Source organism: Actinoallomurus sp. NPDC050550, assembly GCF_040655075.1.
Taxonomy (GTDB): Bacteria; Actinomycetota; Actinomycetes; order Streptosporangiales; family Streptosporangiaceae; genus Actinoallomurus.
Map to the genome: position 1 here is coordinate 1 of NZ_JBFAJC010000040.1, position 22428 is coordinate 22428.

8 protein-coding genes and 1 pseudogene are annotated in these 22428 nt (G+C 69.2%); 1 reads left to right on the forward strand and 8 read right to left on the reverse strand.

The features are described from left to right. The first annotated feature begins 425 nt into the window (after nucleotides 1-425). A complete protein-coding gene (locus tag AB0I04_RS38485) occupies nucleotides 426-4262 on the forward strand; it encodes a hypothetical protein (RefSeq protein WP_360896448.1) in 3837 nt (1278 codons plus the stop codon). Nucleotides 4263-4274: 12 nt separating this feature from the next. On the opposite strand, the gene AB0I04_RS38490 is transcribed toward AB0I04_RS38485, so the two are convergent. The 8 genes and pseudogenes from AB0I04_RS38490 to AB0I04_RS38525 form a co-directional block, all read right to left on the reverse strand. Then, a complete protein-coding gene (locus AB0I04_RS38490) occupies nucleotides 4275-4838 on the reverse strand; it encodes a transposase family protein (RefSeq protein ID WP_360896451.1) in 564 nt (187 codons plus the stop codon). 68 nt (nucleotides 4839-4906) lie between these two features. Next, on the reverse strand, nucleotides 4907-5095 hold the full coding sequence (locus AB0I04_RS38495) for a hypothetical protein (protein WP_360896454.1): 189 nt from the start codon (nucleotides 5093-5095) through the stop codon (nucleotides 4907-4909). A 505-nt stretch (nucleotides 5096-5600) separates the two neighbouring features. Continuing rightward, nucleotides 5601-5779, reverse strand: a pseudogene (locus AB0I04_RS38500) (transposase); the annotation flags it as partial. A gap of 456 nt (nucleotides 5780-6235) precedes the next feature. Further along, a complete protein-coding gene (locus tag AB0I04_RS38505; RefSeq protein WP_360896457.1) occupies nucleotides 6236-6391 on the reverse strand; it encodes a hypothetical protein in 156 nt (51 codons plus the stop codon). A gap of 489 nt (nucleotides 6392-6880) precedes the next feature. Beyond that, nucleotides 6881-10378, reverse strand: a complete 3498-nt coding sequence (locus AB0I04_RS38510; protein ID WP_360896460.1) for a right-handed parallel beta-helix repeat-containing protein — start codon at nucleotides 10376-10378, stop codon at nucleotides 6881-6883. Next, nucleotides 10363-11442, reverse strand: coding sequence for a hypothetical protein (locus AB0I04_RS38515; RefSeq protein ID WP_360896463.1), 1080 nt, complete (start codon nucleotides 11440-11442; stop codon nucleotides 10363-10365). The genes AB0I04_RS38510 and AB0I04_RS38515 overlap by 16 nt, the downstream gene beginning before the upstream one ends. After that, nucleotides 11439-13721, reverse strand: a complete 2283-nt coding sequence (locus AB0I04_RS38520) for a hypothetical protein (RefSeq protein WP_360896465.1) — start codon at nucleotides 13719-13721, stop codon at nucleotides 11439-11441. The genes AB0I04_RS38515 and AB0I04_RS38520 overlap by 4 nt, the downstream gene beginning before the upstream one ends. Before the next feature lie 292 nt (nucleotides 13722-14013). Then, nucleotides 14014-21795: a hypothetical protein gene (locus AB0I04_RS38525; protein WP_360896468.1), complete on the reverse strand. Its 7782-nt coding sequence runs from the start codon at nucleotides 21793-21795 to the stop codon at nucleotides 14014-14016. Between the last annotated feature and the right edge of the window lie 633 nt (nucleotides 21796-22428).

Below are 22428 nucleotides of genomic sequence, written 5' to 3' on the forward strand. Positions count from 1 at the left end.
GATATATCGAGCCCGAAGGAGCGCTGGTACCACGCGTACCCGAGGGGCTTGATTGGCCCGCTCCCACGATCGACAACGCCTTCACCGATGCCGATGCCGATGGCCGTGGGCCTGCTTCGGTACGGCATCGGCCGCCGGTACCTGAAGCCGATGGCGCGGGGGTTGTGACCGGCGCCGGGGTTGGGACCGGGTCGTCGGTGTCGGGGACACAGGCGTTCCATGTGCCGGCGGTGCCGCTGGTGAGTGGGCGGCAGGACTCGGCCGTGGTGGAGGTGCCCGGAGATCTGGGTGCGTGGGGACAGGGTGTTAGTGGTTTCGGGTTGGGCGGCGTGCCTGACGGGGTCAGGTGGGCACATGCGCTTTGGGCGTATTCGTGGGGTTTGCGGTTCGGCTCGGGGAGTGCGGGCTCGTCGGATGCGGCGGCGGTGAGTGCTGGTGCGGGGTCGCTGTATGCGGCGCTGTTGGAGGCCTCTGGTGGTTCGGTCACCGTTGAAGGCCGGGTGTTCGGTGATCCGGTGGCGTTGCGTGAGTTCTTGGGTCAGCGGATGCGGGATGAGCCGTTGGCGGAGTGGCCGCGGGTGGCGCCGTTGATCAGTGAGTACCTCGGGATGAGTCTGCTGGTGCTGGAGCCCGGTGGGCGGTTCAGCGCCTATGGGTCGGGTCCGGCGTTGGTGGTCGCCCGGATCGCGGGAGTAGGTGAGGCGCCGCGGTGGGTGGGGGTACGGGCGGCGCTCGAGGGTGCCGTGCTGGGTGGGTTGTCCCCGGCGCAGGCGGTTTGGGCCGCGGCTGCCGGGATGGTCTTCGTGGGGCGGCGGGGTGGCGGTGATCTGTTCGACGGGCTGGTGGCGGCCGGCCGCGCGTCGAAGGTGGAGGCGTTGTCGGGTGATCCGCAGGCGTTGCGGCAGGAGTTGGCGCGGCGGATGCGTACCGACGCTGGCCTGGCCGGTTCTGATGACTGGATGTTGATCTCGGATCAGTATGTGCAGGCGGCGGTATCGGCAAGGGGTGGTGAAGCGCAGCCTGATCGCTTGGCGGTGGAGGAGGCGGCCCGCCGGCGGCTGGAGGACGGCGAGGCATGGCAAGAGATCATCGCGGGTGTTTCCGCTCCTGGCGGTGACCAGATTATGGCAGGCGGGCTGCTGCCGGTGCTGGTGCGCCGTTATCTGGGGGTGAGTGTCCAGGTCCTGGACGCTGATGGGCGGGTGCGTCTTGATGGTGCGGGGCTTGATGGTGAGGGGCGGGGTGTCACCGTAGCGCGGGTCGCTGGTGATGATGTCGGCGTTTTGGGTGGGGTGTGGCAGGGGTTGGCGCCGGTGGGGCCGGTGCGGGCGCGGGGTGCGGGGACCCGCCCGGCCGAGGTCGCCGGTGGGTTCGCCGGTGGGTGGAGCGCATCCGCCGTGATCGACGACCTCGCTGAGGCGACCGAAGCGGTGGGGCCAGCTGAGCCGGTCATGCCGGTGGGGCCGGTGCCGGCGGGGGTGAGCGCGGCGCAGCGGGAGTGGGTGCTGGGTCACCATCGACGGTTCGTTGAGGTTCCGGCCGGCCCCGATGGATTCTTCGACGCGCTGGTGGCGGCCACCGATGGCGGTTTCACCACCGCCAGTGGGGTGTTCGTCGCCGATGGGGAGGTGCTGCGTCGGCTTCTGGCGGAGGAGATCGATCGGATCGTCGGCGCCGATCTGGGTTTGTGGTTGACGGTACACACGATCTACGCGGACGTTTACCGGCGGCGTGAACAGTCGGCCGGTGATGAGGATGCCCGCGCGTTGAGTGAACGGATCGATGCGCGGATCGATGAGGGCCGGGCGCTCGGCGATATCGTCGCATCGATCGCTGATCCGGGGTATTGGCCTGAGCTAGCCGAGCAGGTGGCGCCGTACTTCGCGAACCGGCTTGGGCTGGCCGTGCGGGTGGTCGCTGCGGATGGTGTGGTGGACCGTTACGGGCGTGGCCGGCCGGTCTACCTCGCTTCGGTGGCCGGGGAAGGGCCGCGGCGGTGGGTGGCGCTGCCGCGGGTGGCGACCCGGTTCGCCGCCGGTTCCGCGCTGAGCGCCCCGAACCGGTCCGATCCGGTGCTGGTCCGCCTGTCCCAGGCAGTCGATGCCCGCAAGAACGCTCTGACGGCGACCGCTCCGGCGGCGGACGGTGCGCCCGACCCCGTTGTGGCCTGGCTGCGCGGCGCCCGTGCGCGGTGGTTGGCCGGCAGCGCCGGGCCGGGGGAGGCCGTGGCGGACATGGCGGATGCCTTGGTGTGGTCTCCGGGCCAGTTGGAGTCCATGGTCACCGGGCTGGGCCTGGCCGCCGGGCTGGACGGCGAATGGTCGTGGGGTGGCAGTGGTGATGTCGGCGCCGGGCTGAGCGTGAGTTTCGCGGTCGCGCTGGTCATGGCGTTGTTCACCGAGCAGGGCGGTATCGGCCTCGCGCAGGCGGGGGAACACGCCGCAGGGCAGGCCGGTGTGCCGTCGGGGATCGGTGCCGATGCGTGGATGCAGGCACCATCGCTGGCGGACCTGATCGGTGCGGTCCCGCCCGGGGCGGTGGCCTTGTTCCTCGACGGTGCGCAGGCGTGGGTCATCGTTGACACCACCAGCGGGCGGCGGCTGGTGGAATTCGCATCCGACCGGCCGCCGGCAGGGCGGGTGCTCGTCCCGGCCCCCGATCGGATCGCTTCGCTGGATTCGTCCGGGCTGACGCTGGTCATCGCCCCTGACGGGCACACGATCGGGAGTGAACGGCTCGGGGAGGCGTTCGCGCCGGCCACCGGCTGGGACGCGAAGCTCACGTTCACCGCGTCCAGGCCCGGCAGCCTTCGGCAGGACGCTGACAGCGTCGCCGATGCCGTACCGGGCATCAGCCCCCGGCAGAACGCGTGGGCGGACACACACCAGGCACAGTTCATCACCACCCCGCCGGGAGCCAACTCTTTCTTCGAAGCCGCTCTCGCGGCCGGCGGCGGCCGGCTCACCACAAAAGATGGCGATCAAGAGCTGGCCGATGTGGCAGGGCTGCGTCAAGCGCTGGCCGGCCACATGCGGCAGGTGGCCGCCGCGCCGGGCGGGCTGGGTGACCAGCCGTTGCTCGCCGCCGCGTTCGCCTTCGCGGCGCGCGAACGGATCCTCGAAGAGTTCTTGGACGATGACGTGTCCCGGTTGGATCCGCGGGCGGTGGACGACCAGATCAAGGACCATCTGCGGACCGGCGCGGCGGCCGACTACACCGCACACGCCATCGCCACACCAGGCCACTGGGAAGACATCACCCAGCTGCTGGCCCCCAACCTCCTGGCCGGCCTAATCGGCCTGAACCTGCTGGTCCTGGAACCCGACGGGCGGGTACGCGGGCACGGAGACCCGGCCGCCCGGCGACTCATCCTCGCCCGCACCAGCGCCGATACCGCAGCAGCGCCCGGATGGGCCGCGGTCGTGCCCCACACGCCCGGGCAGGGAACCGAGCCGTTCACCGGCGTCACGATCGATGTCCAGGCCGACGCCGGCTCCCGGCCCGCCGAGCACACCGAGGCACTACAGCCCGCCGTTCTCAACGACCATCAGTCGCAGGTCGCCGACGAACAAGCGCTGCGGACCCAACCCACCCAGACCGACACCGACTCCTTCTACAGCGCCGTCTTGACCGCGGCCGGCGGCATCCTCATCCACCCCGACACCTTCGACCCCGACAGGGTCATCAACACCCCCGCCCGGCTACGCCAAACCCTGGCCGGACTGATACGCGAACGCCCTGACGCGCTGGAGGCCACCACCCGGCAGCAGACCCGACCGAACCCCCAGGACCTGGACACCGAACAGATCATCGACGCCCTCACCAACCCCACCCACCCGACCACCGACCGATACGCCCGGGACCTGATCGGCTCCTACTTCGGCGAACTACGCGTCATCGAACCCGACGGCACCATCCACACCCAGGGAACCGGCGGGCCGATCACCATCGCCCCCACCACCGACGAGTACGGCCACACCCACTGGGCCGCGCTCGTCCCACCCGCCGGACACGAATCCCTCCCCCACGTCCAATCCCCCGCTCTGCCCGCCCTGCCCTCTCCACCGCTGGACTTCGACCAACCCCCCACCCCCGCGTGGGACCCCGAACACTACAAACTCCAGCAACCCGGAACACCCCACACCGAAGACCCCTGGCGCAGCTCCACCTTCTGCCTGGAAGAGAACGGCGTACGCGCCTGCGTCTCCGTCGCCCTCATCACCCTCATCCGCCCAACCGCCACCAACCTCACCGCCACGTAGACCCCCTAACGATCAAGCGCGGACCCGCAGGGCAACGGGTTCCAGAACGACGGCGACAACGAGATCACCGGTATCCACACCTCCGACGGGGCCCGCCGACGGCGGGCCCCGTGTTGTCCTGTCCCCATATCCACCAAGATCGTTACGTAGGCCGCGTTTGAGCGCGAAGTCATCGACACCGAGCACCTCCGGAGACACAGTGATCTGCGGTTCGGGCAGGCCGCGAACCAGCCTGACCAGCGTGGTGGGGTGCACGATGAGACCCATCGCGGCGGCCAGCTGTGCGCCGACCCGCCCCGCCAGCGACAGCCCGATCTGCGCGAGCAGATCCAGCATCGGGCCACTGCGACGCCGATACGGCTCGGTCAGGCCGGCCACCTGCTCGGTGAACGTCGCCGCCACGCAGTCGGCGTTACGGCAGAAGAACCGCCGGACCTGCAAGCGGATCACGATCTGACGACCTACGACCACACCATCGGTCACCCGCCGCACGTGCCTGCTGTGCGCCCGCGTCGAGGGCCTCCCGCACGCCGGACAGACCGCGGCATCGCTGCGGACCGACGCCGCGACCACCACCTCCCGCGACCCGTACTCGACGCCGGAAACGGACAGGCCACGCAGATGCGGAAGAAGATCAACCAGAGCTACGGAATCACACAGCCAGCATGATCGCCGATCTTGGTTACGCTCCGCTGGTCAATCACGAAGATCGCATCAGAGCCACTTTCGGTGAGCCACATCACCGGCTCCGCCTCGCCCGCCGCTGGCCATTGGCCGATCTGATCACCACCGCGATCACCCGCCTGCGATGCTGCCCACACCCTGACCAGCATCAACCACCCCGCCGACACAGGAAGGAGACCACCCGGGCCCGTGGAACCCCGCCCACCCAGCGCGACAGCTGGGCCTCGGCCCTGACCGGCCCTCAAAACAACAATCGGCTGGGTCGCTACGCGACCCAGCCGACCTTACGAAAGATCGAGGTTAGCCACTACGAGTCTCGCACAGGTAAGGCTCCGTGGTTACGCAACCCCGGTTGAGTTCGAACACTCTGATTTACCAGTTTGGGCTGCAGAAAGGGGAAGAATGAACGCAGGCAGGGGCCGCGGATGCTGCAGGGGCCGTGACCGCAGTCACGATAGCGGCCCCGGTGAGGACGGCGAAGGCCGTGGAAGCAGCTGCAATGAAACGAGTGAGGCGCATGTCATCTCCTCTAATAGCCTCGGATTTTGAAGACTCAAGAAATGTAACATCGACTGAAATCGAACACAATGAGAAGTAAATCACAACCTCAATAATGAACCGTCGAGCTCATAGCGTGCGGCCTCGCGCCGCACCCCCGATCTGACAGTTGTCGATGCGGCCCAGCGTCCCGGAATACTGCCGCTGCACTCCGGCTGACTTGGTACCCTTCTTCGCGAATCCGGCCGGGTCCGCGATCAGCACCGCCCGCTCGTCAGCGAAATGCTCCATTACATAAGAGCGGACACCTCATCGCGTAACCCATCGGCGTCCCATGGCGTCAGGTTGATGAACCGCTGCACCGCCGTCGGCCGGCGCTCACCGGTGAACTCCGAAATCGTCCAGGAGTTCTTCCGCGCCAGCGGCGCCAAAAGCCCGCGCAGATCCTGCCGGAAGTGCTCACGGGGCTCAGGCCGCACCCACCGGCCCTCAAACCGCGCACACACCTGCTCGAACTCCGACTTCCACGCATCCAGATCCGCGGCCGTCACCGCACCGGCGCATTCTCCCCGAAGCAGGGGATCATCTCGGTAACCGTCCATCTACCCAGTGCGATCGCCCACACACCTAAGTGACACCTTCCAAGTGGGGGCACTTTCAGTAAGCACCTCTGCGCACTTTCGGTGAGCTGCATCATTCTCCTCACCAGCGACGTTGTAGCCAGTGGAGTCGGCGAGGTCCCACCCATCGTGACCATCCACCACCAGACCGCGAAACCTCCCCAGCCTCCATCACACCGCTTGCAACGACAAACGCAGCAGCTTGCGCACCCGCCGATCCGAGATCCGACGCCCGACCTCGAACAGCAACCGATCATGGTCGATCTCGCCGAATAAGTTGCGGATGTCGAACTCGACCACGAATACGCGACCCTCGATGAAGTCCATTCGGAGCCGCTCCACCGCCTGCGTCGCTAACCGCTTCGGTCGAAACCCATAGCAAACCGGCAAGAGTAGGGTCGGAACGGAGCGCGGTACCGGCCTTTCGGGCCGGCCCGTTTCTCCGTCCCGCCCTCCGAACCCGGCGTGCAAGTTGCCCCTGCACCGGGCCCTCCACAGGTATGCCAGTGAGGCCTGGTCACCCATTCAGCAGCTACGCGTTCCACGGCGTGGGAATCCGCGTTCCTCGATACCGATAACGAGTCACCGGCACCGACTCAGGGCGACAGAGAACCACCCGCGTCCGCTATCTTGTCCCTGCCCTAATACCGGTCCTTGAAGTACTTTCAGTTCGCCTTGGCGTGCTTGGCGCGAAGCTATCGCATCACCCGCCACCACGTGTAATAACGAGGTAGTGCAGGGTGTGTTTTATCGCGGAGCTTGGCGGCTTGCTGAGCCACACGAGCGAGACGCCACGCGGTCGTCGAGGGCGGCTGCTCAGCGGCCATCTCGAGCCTCTGTCTCCGGCTGGGTGTCTTCGGATGAGGCCAAGGGCGCTGTCACCACGTCCTCGGGCAGGATCAGGCTCAGATCCTGCACTGTCGGCGACTTCAGGCTCCGCATGCGCTGCGCATGCCGGGTGACCGCCTCATTCAGTACCTGCCGGGCGTACCGGCCGTTGCCGAACGACGGTCCGCGTGAGACCGCCGCGAAGTGTGTCCGAAGCGCCGTCACGGTGGCGCCGCTCAGCTCATACCCCGCGCTCGACGCGTGTTGGCTGACGATCGTGACGAGCTCGTCGGTGGAGTAGCTGGCGAACCGAACCCACCGCGGAAACCGGGACGAGAGTCCCGGATTCGTGCTCAGGAACGCCCCCATCTCCTGCTGGTAACCGGCGGCGATCACGACCACTTCGTCGCGGTGGTCCTCCATCAGCTTGACCAGCGTGTCGATCGCCTCCCGGCCGAAGTCGGGCCCGCCGGTCGCGTTCGTGGCCAGCGTGTACGCCTCGTCAATGAACAACACCCCGCCGCGTGCCCGGTCGAAGGCGGCCTTCGTGCGCTGCGCGGTGTGGCCCACGTACTCACCCACGAGCTCGGCACGGCCCACCTCGATCACCTGGCCGCGGGCCAGCACGCCGAGCGCGGCCAGGATGGACCCGTACAACCGGGCCACCGTCGTCTTTCCCGTGCCCGGAGGGCCACCAAAGATCAGATGCCGGGACAGCGGCGGAGCCGGCAAACCGGCCGCCACCCGCTGCCGCGACGACGCAAGCAGGTCGACGATGCTGCCGACCTCATGCTTGACGTCGTCCAGTCCGACCATCTGCCCCAGTTCGGCCAGCAGCGCCTCCACCCGCTCGCTGTCGTCCGCCCCGGCACCGGCGCCGACGCCGGCGGCGGGAGGGGGGCCGAGGTCCGAGGGCAGCAGCCGGGTCATCTCCACCGGAGTGACGTCTGGTTCCGTCGCGAGCCGGTACGCCTGCCGGCCGACCATCTCCTCGAACACCTTCCGCGCGGTGCGGCCGTTGCCGAACGCCTCATCGCGCGCCATGTTCTCGAAGTAGGTGGCGAGCTCCGCCCGTGTCTCGAACTCCAGCCGGTAATCGTACGCCCGGCACTGGTTCTCGACGATCGTCACCAGGTCGCCGGACGAATAGTCGGCGAACTCGATGGTCCGGGAGAAACGAGACGCGAGCCCGGGGTTCATGGCCAGGAATTTCCGCATCTCGTGGGTGTAACCCGCCACGATCACCACGACCTCGTCGCGGTGGTCCTCCATCAGCTTGACCAGTGTGTCGATCGCCTCCCGACCGAAGTCGGGACCGCCGGTCGCGTTCGCGGCCAGCGTGTACGCCTCATCGATGAACAACACCCCGCCGCGGGCCTGCTCGAACCGCTCCGTCGTCTTCAGCGCGGTGCCACCGACGATGCTGGCGACGAGATCAGGCCGACCGACCTCGACGAGTTGCCCGGTCGCGATCACGCCCAGCTCGGCAAGGACCCGGCCGTACAGGCGTGCGACCGTCGTCTTGCCGGTGCCGGGTGAGCCGGTGAAGACCAGGTGCCGGGACTGCGGCGGAGGGGGCAGCCCGACGGCGGCGCGACGCGCGGCCATCTGGTGGAGCCGTACGAGCGTCTCCACCTCACGCTTGACTTCGGCCAGGCCGACCAGGCGGTCCAGCTCGGTGAGAAGCTCGCCCAGCGGGCCCTGGCGCGCCCCGTCGTCGGCCCGTCGCGGCGAATGGGCTCGCCCGGTACCTCGCGCGGGCGTGGTCCCGTTCGACGGAACGGTGGGCGTGTGCCGGCGGACGCCGTCACCGGAGTCGCGGACGTGTCCATCGGCCTTCTCGAGGTCCAAGTTCGCGCCGTCCGCACTGAGCCCGACGACGTTGTCGGCGGCGCTGTTGCCGCGGCTCGTGACACCTGAGATCTCCAGCTGCGGGGACTCCGTCGTCACGCGTACGCCCGCGCCGGCGTTGTCACGCACAAGACAGTCGCGCAGCGTCACCTGGCCGGTGGATTGCACGAGGATCCCGTCGCCGCCGCCGGCGGTGACCTCGCACTCCGCCATGCTTCCGGACGACCCAGCACCCCATTCGATCCCGGCCCGGCGGGAGCCTCGCACCCGCATCCGCGCCAGCCGCACCGAACCGCCTTCTCCGGCCAGCACGCCGTGGGCCTGAGAATCGGAGATCTCGCCGCCTTCGAGGTCGGCCTCGCCGCCGACGACACTGACCGCGGCACCGGAGGGACGCGAAATAGCGAAGCCGTGGAGCTTCGGCGATCCGCCCTCGGTGACGGTCAGCCCCATTCCGCGTGGACCGGTGACCGTCGTCTCCTCGAAGAACCCGCGCCCCAGCGCGGTGACCAGGACACCGTTCCCGGCCGGCGACGAGATGGTCGCCCGCCGGACGCGGGGATTCGCACTGGACCAGACCTCGAGCCCGTTCCCCCCGCTGCCTTCGACATGCAGTTCGTCGAAGGTCGGGGTGGCTGAGTCTCCAACCGATACCCCCGCGCCCGAACCGGCCTCGACCCGTAGCGCCTCGAACCAGGTCGTCGCCTTTTCCGCGACCAAGACTGAATCACCGCCCGCGCCGGTCACCCGGCACTCGACGAACGTCCCCGCGGACGCGCCCAGCACGTGCAACCCGTACCCGACCGCCCCCTCGACCTCGAGCCGGCGTATGTCGGGCGCCGCCCCCTCCATCAGGACGACGCCCTGTGCCTCGGCGTTGGAGACGGCGCAGTCCTCCAGGAGCGGCGTGGATCCGGACGCGATGACCACGCCTACCCCACTGGCCTCCTCGATGACGGTTCCGCTCATCTCTGGTGAGCTGCCGCCTTCGATGGCGACGGCCGGGTTGCCGGCGCGGACGATGCGGCAGTTCCGTACGGTGCCGCGTGCCTCTTCGGCGACGAGCAGCCCGCTGCCGTCCACGTCCTCGATCGCGCAGTCGACGAGCCGGGGGCCGGCGCCGGTACGGATCACGACGGCCGAGGCCCGCACATGGTGCACCTTGCACTGAATCAGGTCACCCTCAGCGCCGTCGACGAAGATCAGCCCGGCACCCCCGGGGTTGGTGAAGTCGCAGTTCCGCGCCGCGATCTCCACCGCGCCGTAGGCGTAGAGCGCTACCGCGGACTCGGCCTGGACTCTGCATTCCTCCATCCGGAGCCGGCCGGTCGGCACGTCGATGGCCGACGTCTGCTCGCCGACGTGCTGGATCACGATGCCGGACAGAGTGGCGGCATCACCGGTGATCCGGATGGCGGGATCGCCACGGGATATGATCCGCACCTCCCCCTGTCCCGCCGCCGAAAGCGTGACCTCCCGATCGAGTACGACGGACTCGGTGTAGGTGCCCGGCTGGATCGAGACCACGTCACCGTAACCGGCCGCGGCGACCGCGTCGCCGATCGTGCGGTAACTGTCGGCTCCGGACCCCGACACGTTCAGGATCGATCGGGTCGGGGTCATCTTGACTGCCACACCGGCTCCGTTCCAGTCGGGGCGAACAACGTCGTCAGTGCCCGGTGACGGGCGAGCCTGCTCAGCGGGGGCGGCGATGACGCCGTCAACGTGTGCGCGGCCAAGGCGGGATCGGGCGCCAGATGATGGCGTTCCAAGTAGTAGGACACTGCCTCCGGCCACACCCACCGGCCGTCGGAACGAAACCCGACCGGAACCGCAGCCGGCCTGTGGACGTCCAGCACGTCATCCATCGCACCCGGTGTGTTCAGGACCGGCTCTCCCGCACGCAGATAGGCGAGTATCCGTTCGGCGTCCGGCCCGTCCAGCCGTGGATGGTCCGGGTCGAAGAACGGGCCATGATCCGGATCCGCCCCGTCGAACACTCGCGCCAGGCGCATCGGCGCCTCCGCCACGGCCCAGACCAGGACCGCGGCGTCGAGCGCCGCCTCGTGGTACGGCGTCAGCTCCGTTCCTTCGGCGAACACCTCGACCCGAGGCGTTCGCTCGCCCGCCTCGCCGAGCGCGTGCTGGATCTCCGCGACCAGCTCGAGCACGTCGGCCGACGGATCGGCCTCGCCCACGTACACGCGCCGCGCGAGGCCGTCACGCGAGTACCGGAACGCCCGCCACAGCGCGCGCAGACCGCCGACCCGCTCGCCGGCCTCCACGGCCGACGCGTCCAGGGCATCCGTCGTCTCCGGCGAGGGCGCCGTCGGCAAGGCGGCCGGATCGGCGGCCCGCAAGCCGCCCGACTGACCGGCGAACCGGTACGGCACCGGTCCCAGGGACGCGACGCGTTGCGCCCGGTCGGCGATGCCGATGTCCATCTCATGCTCGGCGAGAAGCGTCCGTACCAGGGCGACCTCCGCGTCGCCGAGCGGGAGACCGCCGACCGAGATGGCACCGGCCAGCAGGGTCGCGACCTCGCTCGTCTCCCCGTCGGCCAGGCACATGCGCATCGCCGCGAGCTGGTCGTCGGCCACCCGCCCGGCCAGCGCGAGAAGCAGTGAGTGCAGGGTCGAGCGATCGAGTATCGTGCCCGACGCCACGGCCACCTGTTCCGTCACCTGGGATGCCATCACGACCTGCTCCCCCGGCTGATCGGGACGGCAGGCCCCTGCCCCGGGTCGCCCGGCAGAGCGGCGAAACGGTCCGGTTCGTCGGGGTCCGTGGCCATCGGTGACAACCCAGCCCGTTCCGCGGCCGCCTCCTCAAGCCGGGCCAGCATGCGGTCCGTCCACGCCGAGTTCACCGGCTTCGATCTTCCCGAGACCATCTCAGCGAGCAGGACACGGCGTACCGGCGGCCGTTCGTCCGCCGCAGTGGGAAGGGGATCGACCGCCAGTACCCGGAAGACGGTGCCGGGCAGGAAGGCCACCTCATCCGCACGCGCCCCCTCGGCCAGCCCGCTGAGCCGACGGGCGGTGGACGACCAGATGAGGATCTCCACCCCACCCGTGACCTGGGCATCGAGGCCGGCGAGCGCGACCATCGGAGCCGCCTCGATGAGATCCTGCCCCGGCACGTAGGCGTCCGCGACACTCGGGTCCGCGGGACCGCCACGGACGACGACGCCCTGCAACGACGGCAACCTCCGCAGGCCCGCGGCCACGCACACGGCAAGCGGCCGGTCTCCTTCAGACCCGCCCGACCTGACCGACTCGACGAACTTCGACTGATCGGATGCCGCGAAGACGCGCACGGCCGCCAGGTCCGTCACCATCGCCTCATCCACCGTCCCCACACTGCGCAGACCCGGATGTTCGGCGAGCAGGCGGGCCACGCCACGGGCGGCGGTCTCGTAGCGTTTGCCGAGCAAGTCGCGGAACGCCTGCCGCTCCTCGGGGGTGCTGGCCCGATCCGCCAGCCACGCGCGCCGCTCGGGGTCGGAGGCCGGCATGGCGTCCACCTTGGACGACGGCGCCTCCCGCCGCGCGAGAAGCGTCTCGTCAGAACTGGCCGCCGCCTCCGGTTCCGGGCCTGTCACCGAACCCGGCGCGGCAGGTGGCGCCCCTTCGGGACCTGCGGGCGGCGGACCGGCCACATCACCCGGTGGCAAGGCCGTCCCGCCCGGCGACACCAGATCGTCCGGTGGCAAGGCCAGATCGACCACTGGTCGCGGCGCGTTGGCCGATGGTGGAGGCATCTCGGCCGGTTCCTCCGGGAGGCCGCCGGTGACCTGCGCCATGTCGACCGGTCGCGAATGCACGGGGGGCGGTGCCACCGCCGCAGACGCGGTGGCGGTACGGCTCGGCGCCGTTACCGGACGGGAAACCGGCCGGAACTCCGGCACGGCCGTCGACGCCGTCGTCCGGAAGGCGGCCGCAGGCCCCGCCGGAACGCCCGCCACTGGGACGGGCTCCGCCGGCCGCTCGCGGAGTATGCCCGGTGACGCGCCACCGGCAGCCCCGCCGGGCCGCAGATCCGCCGGGCGCATGGGCCGTACCCGTCCCCGAGCGTCGACCGTGACCGCTGCCTTGGCGGTGACGATCTCACCGGTACTGGAGGCGACCGGCGGAGGGACGTCCAAGGACGGAGACGCAGTGCCGGGAAGGTACGTCTTCTCGGGCGTTTCCGAGTAACGATCCGGCCGGCCCGACTCTCCAAAGACCACGAACCGCCGCGTGCTATCGGCCGCGTAGCAGGGCAGGCCGTCATAGACGCGGACCGCGGCGCCCATCCGGTCGGCGAGCCCCTGCGCGAGTTCGGCGAAGGTCTTGGAGTCCTGACCGTACGGGGCGAGAACGAACGTGTCGCGCAGCGCCGTTGCCAGCGAATCGACCACGCCGTTAAGGCCCTCCAGGCGGGGAACGGGTTCTCCAGGGGCGCCTACCAGCACGACCGGGCGCGCCGGTTCGACCGGCACTCCGAACCCCAGGTCGGCCAGCGGCCGTGGTGCGCACCCCGCGACGCGGACCCACAGGCCCGCCGGGATCGCGGTCACCTCCACCGGTCCCGGCGCCGGCGGGTGGCCACGCGCGCCGAGCGTCCCCGGTCCGCCCAATTCCGGGGGTAGCGCGGCTTGCCAGGGCGGCACCGGGTATCGAGGGCCGGCCCTCTCGGGCCGCCTCCTCTCCCGTCGGAATTCCAGCCAGCCGGCGCCGGGACCGGCTGAGAACAGCTCACCACCCCGCAGCACGAGCATCTCCCCGTCCGGTGCGATGACGCCGACACCGAGCCCATCGGCCAGGCGTTCGGCCACCGGTGGCGTACCGTCCGGACCCGGCCGGCCTGTGCGCGCCGCGACGAGGCGCATGTCCCACGGCGACGCGGCAGGCGCGCCGACGGTCAGATGGTCCCGGAGCTGGCCGAGCAGGTAAGGATCAAGGGCCTGGAGCGCACCCTCGGCAGAGACGTCCACCACAACTGTGGTGCGGGACGGTTCAGGTGGCAGGGCACCCGCGAACCCGGTATTCGCGGCGTCAGATCCCGGCGAGCGGACCACGAGCGCGGAACCGACTCGTTCGACCACGAACGCACTTCCGCTTCCGGCCGGCACTCGTACTCTCCTTCCGTCGCGGAACCCCACTAGTTGCACGTGTGGCGATGCCCGAAGAGTTCACTGCCCGGCCACGTCGAACGGGACCTGCCCGACGGAACTCCACCAGCGCCTGATCGCCATCGGACTCGAGATACGCGCGATCGAGGACGCCTCAGCGATCGGGCTCGGAGACGTCACCGGTGTGGGCGCGGCCGGACAGCGCCTCGTAGACCTGGTCGGCGAGGTGGTTCGGCTCCGTCTCGGTGAGCGGCACCCGGACGCCGGCGTCGCCCGCAGCGGGCGTCAGGTACATCGCCGACTCGTCGGCCGGCGCGTCCTCATCCCGCCTCTCGCGCGGCCGGGTTTCGGCCACGCCCGCATGCTCGAACCTCCGCCGGCGGTCCCGGTGGTCCGCGACCTGGGCGATCGCCCGGTCGCGCAGTGCCGCGACTGACGTTGGTTTGGGCCGGGACGTGCGGGTTTCGCCGGGCGGATCGAGCAGGGTCCCATCCGGTCCCATGTCCAGCGAAAAGAGCAGCAGGGCGTCGCGCGGCGCGTTCACGGGCAGGCCGGAATCAGAATCGAACCATCTGATGACGTTCTCATCGTTGACAACGATGAACCGGACGCGGTTCCCGTTCCGGGCCGTCGCGTCGACGTGTGAAACGGAACCCGGACCGGCATCGCGGAGCATCCGTTCGAGGCCCGCGATCGCGTCTGCCACAGTCGGTGCCCGCCACTCGTGGTACGCCTGCTGGATCCGCCGAGCCTCCGCCAGTGACTCCAGGGCCGTGACCTGGTCCTCAGCCGCCCGCAGAGCCCGGTCCGTCCACTGTGCCCGCGCGGCGGCCTCGTCCCCCTGCGCGGAGGTACGCAGATCGTTCAGCAGTCGCTCGGCAGCGGCCACCTGTCGGCGCGCGGTGCCGAGCTGACGGGTGAGCTGCCGGGTGAACCGGTCGCGGACGTGCTGCGCAGGCGTGGTGTCCGCAGCCAGTTCGGACAGTTCGCGTTCGAGCCGGGCCACCTCCGCCCTCTCGTCCTCCGTGGCCTGGTACGCCCGGTCGAACAGGCCGGGCAGAGCGGCGTGCGTCGCCTCCAGACGCCGGCGACGCCGGGCGATCTCGGCCGCGACCGCCTGTTCGAAGGTTCGCCGGTCCGCCCAGGACGTTCGGTAGAACGTGCCGAGGTCAACCGGGCTGAGGCCGTGCGCCAGGGCCTCGCGGTGCACCTCGGCCGACCAAAGCCCGGCAGCCGTCGCCTGGTCGGCGGTGAGCGCGGCGTCGTTGAAGGTCGCGGGGTCGAAGGCGTAGACGCGTCCCGCCGGGTCGACCCAGTTCCGGGCAGAGTGGCCGTCCGGATGATCGATGTCCAGCCGTACGTGGGCGTTCAGCTCGTACGCGACGTCGCGGGCCAGATGGACCGGGTCCATGGACAGCAGCGACGCCTCTGGTGGTAGTGCCGCGAGCGCGCCCTGCGGGTTGTCCGGACGCAGGCGGTGGATCCGGTTGACCTCCCGGATCATGTCGATGATCTCATTGTCGACCGAATGAGGAAGACCGGGAATCACGCCGCCTCCCAGGTCCTGGTATGCCCGGTACCGGGTCAGCGACCGCGGCGGCCGTTCCGCCGGATTCGCGACATAGATGGCACGTACGTCGTTCTCGATGGTCTCGATCGCCCAGCGCAGCATGGCCCGGTACTGAAGGGTTTGTGCCTCCTCCTCCCCGAAGCGGAGCACCAGCCGGCGGGCTCCCCGTGCCTGCTCGCCGATCTGCCGCACCACGCCGTGGTGGGCGCGTGAGGCGTCCAGGCCGTTCCGTCCCGCGTCCCCCAGCAGCGAGGGGAGGTCGAACACGGGGGCGGTGTCGAGCCCGCGCCAGGCAGCGGGGTCCACCTGGTCCCGCAGTGCCTCCTGGCCGTGCTCCGCGTTCGCGGCCATCTGAGCGAGCAGTTCGTCGTACTGCGCCTCGAACATCTCCACGTAGACGTCGCCGGTGATCGGTTCGCTGCGAACCAGGTTGCCTACCGTCTTGGACCTGCCGAAGAGGGGATGCGCGGTCTTCTGCGCCTCCAGCCAGAGCCGGCCGCGCATCCGCAGCAGCAGCGTCACGCCGAGCTCCTTGGCGTGCTGCTCCCGGCGGTAGTTCTCGGTACCGGCGCTGTACTGGTTCGCGGACGTGACCCGGCTGCCCGAGTTGTTGAACTCCCAGACGTCATCCGGACGGTGTGGCGGGTGTTCGACCCCGGCCGGTGGCGTGTACGAGTTGATCTTGTCGCTGCCATTCAGCCCGTACTCGGCGCCGAGGCGGCCGAGGTCCGTGCTGTTGCTGACGGTCGTGCCGCTCTGGTGCTTGATGTAGCGGCCGGTACCGGTGCCACCGTCACTCATCCGCCCGACGACCTGGACGTCGAAAAAGTTGCCCTGAAGCCACATCGTGGCGCGTTCGGAGCTGCTGCCGGGGATGAACAGGTTGTCGGCCAGCTTGTACCGGTGACCGCCGGTCGCCTCGCGCAAGTGGTTCGTCAGATGCGACCGCGACAGCAGCACCGGAAGCGACAGGCTGGAGCGCGTCTTCGGGTCGTTGGCCTTGGCGCCGAGCGCCTTCTCGTACCAGCGCGGCCCGAACATCTCACCCAGCATCCTGCGGGCGGCCGGGAACGCATCGTCGATCATGGCACCGGTGACGTAGGCGTTGCCCGGCAGCTTCGGGAGCGGGATGACGTTGCGCACCTGCGCCGGTCCCCGCCGTGTGCCCGCCTCGGCGAGGGCACGCGGCACCTGGAGGTCCAGCGTGCCCTCTATGGTGTCCCCGGCCGTGGCGCCGTGCCGGGTCCACTTCTTGAACACGCTCATCAACACGTTGTTCAGCGGGCGGCCGGGCATCTTAAGCCGGCTCACCCGCACCGTCAGCGCTTGCCGCAACCGCACTCGGTAACGACCGCTCCAGTCGTAGACGGTCTGCTCGGTGACGGCGTTCTCCGCGCGGGTCGTCCCCCGTTCGTGACCCCAGGACGCCTTGAGGCCGACTGGGCCGCTGGCGTTGGTGCCCCCAGGGCTGAACTTAGCGAAGACCCACCCCTGCGAGCCGTCCCTCGATTTGCTCTTGGACGTGCCGATGTAACCGTGCCCATAGTTCTCCAGCCCGGTGTCAGGCTCGAAGTCGTGCACTTCCGGCGCCGAGGTCAGCACGGCGGCAAGGTTGATCTCCACGACGTCGGACAGCAGCCAGCCGACCAGGTTGACCAGGTAGATGCTGTAGCCGCCCTTGGCGAGCACGTCCTCCCACATGGCCTGGTCACGGCCCCGGCCCAGGATCGCCTGCAGGGCGTCGACGCCGCCCTGCATCTTGCCGATCACATTGCCGTTGCCGTCCCAGATCTCCGCGCCGGCGGCCAGCATGCCCGGCGCAACCTGGTCGACCAGCTCCTTGACAATCTGGTAAGTGGACTTGTTGTTGTCGTGTTTCAGGTCGTGGACACCGGTGTGCCCGAGGATCCGGCCGTTCGGGTCCTTCCGGGTCAGGTACTCCGGCATCTCCATGTGCTCGTACCGGGCGCGCGGTTGCCCCAGTTTCTGGTGGAACGTCGCGTTGAACCGCTCCCGTACGTCCAGGGAGGCGACCGGCACTCCACCGGCCTTGTGCAGTTCGGCGAGGGTCGCGGCCATCTGGCCGCGGTTGAACCTCACGCCGGGCGGCAGCACGGGCACCTCATCCTGCCAGCGCAGCAGCGTCCGGGCCACCACGTCACCGCTCAGCCGCCGGGCGCCGTTCCGCCATTCGGTCAGGATCTCCGCCAGCCGGTCGTCGGCGAGATCGGACCGGTCTTCGGCGTAGTCGACGATCTCCTGATCCATCTGGGGATGGAGGTACAGCTCCTCCGGATCCCGGAGCGTCTGCCCGAACGTGGTGTTGAACTGCGCCCTGGCCTCGCGGTCCAACACCCGTGCCGCACCGGTCTGGTGCATACGCGTCAGTGTCCGAGCCAGCTTGCCGCGCTTGATCCGGGCATCGCCCGGCAGGCTGGGCATTTCTCTCTGCCAGCGGGTGAGGATCCTCGCCACGAGGTCGCCGCTCAGCTTGAGCCGACCCCTCCGCCACCGGTCCATGGCGTCCTTGAGCTGGCTGTTCGAGATCGGAAGGACGCCGTCGGCATACCGCTTCAGGGCTACCGGTTCGGGGAGCAGGTACATCATGGTGCGGGGCCCCATGTGCTCCACATGGTTCTCGGGAGCGCCGCTCGGGAGAAGCTTGGAGTGCTTCTCCTGATGACTGCTGATGGAGTAATAGACGTCGGTCCGGTAGAGGTACACGCGGTTGAAGTCGAGCGGAATCATTTCCTTGCCGCCGGTTCGCCCGCTGCCCTTCGACCGGTTGTGCTGCCAGTGGCGGTTGAAGTCGACCTCGCCGGTCAGGTTGGCGTGGCCGACGACGCCGCCGACGGCGATGTCGAGCTGGTCCCAGGTCCAGCCCGCGGAGCTGGTGTCGGTGAGCCGGTTCTCGGCCAGCCACAGCTTGATGATGCCGAGCACGAACTTGTCGCGGGTGGCGTCGACGAACGTCGACCGGCCCAGCTTGGCGGCGACGTCGATGGCACCGAACGTGTCGCGGAAAAGCCCGGGGTCGAACAGCCGGTCGGTGGTGTACTCGCCGTTCAGGGCCGCATTCAGATGCGCCCGCATCTCGATTGCGCTCACGGCGGTACTCGCGTCCTGGTCCGCCGTGCCGGCAGGGCCGACGATACCCTCGAGCGCCGTGGTCGCGGCGTCGCGTGCGCCCGTGGTGTCCAGGAAATAGACGACGGCCTGGTCGAGTACCTCGTTCGGCGTCGGGTTCTTGGAGGTCGGGCCGTCCGGGGTGCCGTTGCCGAGGGGCAACAGGTACGCGAGGGCGGTCTGGTTCTCGACGGAGATCGGGGCCGGGTTGCGCGTCCCCGGCCTGATCTTGCCCTGCTTCCCGGAGTGCTGGTACCCGATGTGGATCTCGTAGTCGCTGGTCAGCTCCCACTCATCCACGATCCCCGGGTACTCCAGCAGTTCGGGACGGTTGTTGAGGAAACCGACCGAGTCGCTGGCGCCGACGGACCGCTGGAGCTCGACACCCGTCACGCCCGCCTTGAGAACCTGGAAGAGCGTCTTGAACTTCAGGCCCCACGCGATCTTCCGGGCGTGGCGGACGGACATGCCGGCGGTGTCCATGCCCATCGAGAGGTTGACCGTGTGGTATTCGTTCGTGCTCCGCAGGAACCTCGGCGGATGCGCGGCGTTCCTCATCGCCTTGATGGTGACCTTCGCCGAGTCGACATCGAAATCCACCCCCATGCCGCCACGCCGCAGGCGGAGCGTGAAGGTCATACCGTCCATACGGATCTGGTCGTAGTGCGACTCCAGACCCTGATGCGAAACCATCTTCTCCAGCAGCGCCAGGTTGTCGATCTGGCTGTCGATCTTGTTGCCGTGACCGAAGCGCGTCACGCCGCCGAACGGATCCTCGTCGTCGGCGGGCAGGAAGCCACGCCCGCGCAGTTCCGTCCTGAGCGCCGTCTGGATCGCGTCGACGGTGCCGTCCGCCACCTTGACCAGGCCCATCCCGACGCCCTTGCCGTCGGCGACATAGTCCGGCGCCGGCTTGGTGGCCGGATCATCCGGCCGGACCCCGGTGTTACGGATCGCGCCCTCGACGTACGGCTGCGCGCCGCCGCCCTCCGGCGGGTCATTCAGCGCATCCCGGTCGACAGAGAAACCGTGCTCGTACGCAGCCGCCTCCGGCATCCGCACGAGCGCCTCCCCACGGACGAGATTGGTCCTCCTCCGCGCGTTCCGCTGTCCGCCGCGGCGGACGCTGACCGCCGCGTGGTGATCGAAGGCGACGTGGTGGGCGATGGTGTGCGAAGTGTTGCGCGGCACCAGGACATTGAGGCCGACCCGGCCCGCCGAGATCCCCTCGGCGTTCGTGGAGGTGTAGGAAAGCGAGGTGCTGATGCCGAGGCCCAGGTCCTTGATCCCGGTCGGGTTGGGCACAAGGTCGAACTCCAGGCTGGGGAAGGTCACGGTGCTGGAGTTGGTCACGTTGTGCCCGCCGCTCATGCCATCGATGGCGGTCCGTACGTTCTCGATGTGCGACTTGTCGCTGGTCGCACCGACGCGACGCGACGCGCCTCTACGCGCGGAGTGCACCGCCACCGTCGCCACCGGCCGGCCGTACTTGTTGTGCAGTGTGATCCGGTAGCCGCGCCTCGTGTTGACCGCGTCGTCGAGGTGGGCGTTCAGGTTCCACAGCTTCTGCAGGAGTTCCTGGCGGATCGAGCTGCCCATCGGCAGGGTGAACCGCTGCCCCTTCAGCGTGCTCACGATCTCGTCGAACAGTCGAGGGATGTTCGTGAGGCCCGACGCGAAGTGGAAGCCCGGCAGCCGGTTGGTACGCACCTCGGGACCGGTCGCGCTGACCTGGTCGGGTGAGAAGTCGTCGAGGTAGTGCCCGGGGATCCACAGCAGCAGCTTCTCGGGACTCGTGCCGTCGAGCCGGTGAACGTCCGTGTCGGCCCAGCGCTGGTTCGGATCGGTGCGGAGCCTGAATGACCACTTCGGCGTGTACGAGACCAGTCTCGCCTCGGACCGGTTGTCCTCGACGTGACCGCCCTCGGCGTCGGCGATGTGCGAGGTGGACCGGGTGGACTGGTTGGTAGTGCCGGAGATCGCCCCCCCGACCTTCAAGACCTGCAAGACGTTCGGCGTCAGACCGATCCCGAAGGACAGCGCCAGCGCCCCTCGCGTCGCGCTCGTCTGCCCGGCCTGGGTCTGGACGTGCGCACCGGTCGTGTAAGTCGCGTTGATGGTGTCGACGGCGTGGTGCTCGCCGTCCACGGTCGGCGCGGGCGACGGCGTGAGTGTCGACCCCGCCGGGTTGTTCACAAGGTGCGGGTCGGTCGGATCGAGGGTGATGAGCAGCTCGGCGTGGCCGATCGACACCTGGAACCCGTCCGTGCCGCCTTCGGCGCCCAGCAGGTACGGGTAGTTGGCGAGCAGCCGGTGCGCGAGAAGGCTGATCTCGTTCTCGGTGTAGCGCACCCTCGCCAGGTCGAGCTCCTGCCGGACCTGCTGGATGAGCTCCGGCAGCCGCGGCAGGCCGGCACGCGGCACACCGATGGAACGGATCGCCGGGCCGGCGGTGATCGGCGTGGCCACCGGCGGCAGCGGAGGAGACAGGTCCGGCGGCCTCGGCGGCATCGGCGGCTGTTCTTGGGACCGCCCCCGGTCCACGGGACCGGAGGAGGACGAGGGACCCAGGTCGGTACCCGGAATCGGTTCGGAACTTTTGCTCTCCTCGGCGCCGTGGGTGATGCCGGAGAGCATCATGAGGATCGGCCGGCCGACCGTGTCGTCCGGGGAGAACACCCGGAACCACTCGTCTTGAGGACGCGGGCCCGAGGTGGCGGTGCCGGGGCGGCGGGAGAGGACCTCGCCGCTCTCCGGGTCGAACACCGCCTCGTACGGGGTGGCCAGCACCAGCTCGCCCAGCGCGCTCGACAGCGGCTCGGCCACGCTCGCGCCGTCGGAGATCAGCAGGAACGGGCTCATACCGGGAGCCCGGCTCCCGATGGTCGCGGCCAGCGCGTCCACCGAGATCTCCTGGTCACCGGACATCACCCTGCCGTCCCGGACAGAACCGATCACGAACACCAGTCCCTCGGGCAGGACCGCACGCAGCATGGCGAGTGTTTCGACGTCGAACGTCGGCCCGTTCTCCGGCGCGCCGGGCAACCAGAGCGCCACCGGCCGGTCGCCGACGATGCCGACGCGGGTCTGGCCGATCACGTCCTCGACCCTCATCTGGGCGGGCCGCGAGGACGACGGCTCGGTCGTCACGGTGGTGCCGTGCGGCGAGTCCGGCCCGTTGGCGGTGTCGTCCTCGGTTTCGTCGTGAGCATGCGCGCGCTCACTGTCGATGTCGGGCACGGACTCGGCGTCGTCATGGCCCGCGGCGTCGACCTCGTCGGCAAAGCGGACACGCTTCGGTGGCTTCGCGGTCCGAGGGGCATCGAGGTGGTCGCTCGGAACATGGGACTCTTCGCCGACGCTTGACGGGTCAGCCGCAGGTGCTGTCTCCCGCGCGGAGGTGGCCGGTGGCTCTGTCGCGGTCATGAGCATGCGGCTCGGCGCGGCGGCTGATGCGGCCGGCGGGCCGGCGGTGAACCGCTGCCTGCCATCGGCGCCGGTGACCAGGTATCCGCGAGCGACCTGCAGGCACGCAGGAGTGTCTGCGGTGGCGCTGTGCGTGGACGTCCGCCATCCAGCTGACTGTCCCCGCCTGCGATCGGTGAGAAGGGTCACGATCACCGGCCTTCCTGCGTACCCGCGGCGGCTTCCCGGCAAGGGAGTCCGTCGTGGTGCCGCTCAGCTCCTGGCCCGTTGAACCACTGGCCTGCGAAGCCTGGCGTAGTTAACACGTAGTTAACACGGCGTTCACTACGGGAAACGATCCCGATCTTGGAAATTTGTGAGATAGATCACATCAATGCTCCTGGCATGCCGGGCGGAGCCGACCCTCCGGCCTGCACCGCCAACCGGACGAGCGGGGCGTGATGGAGG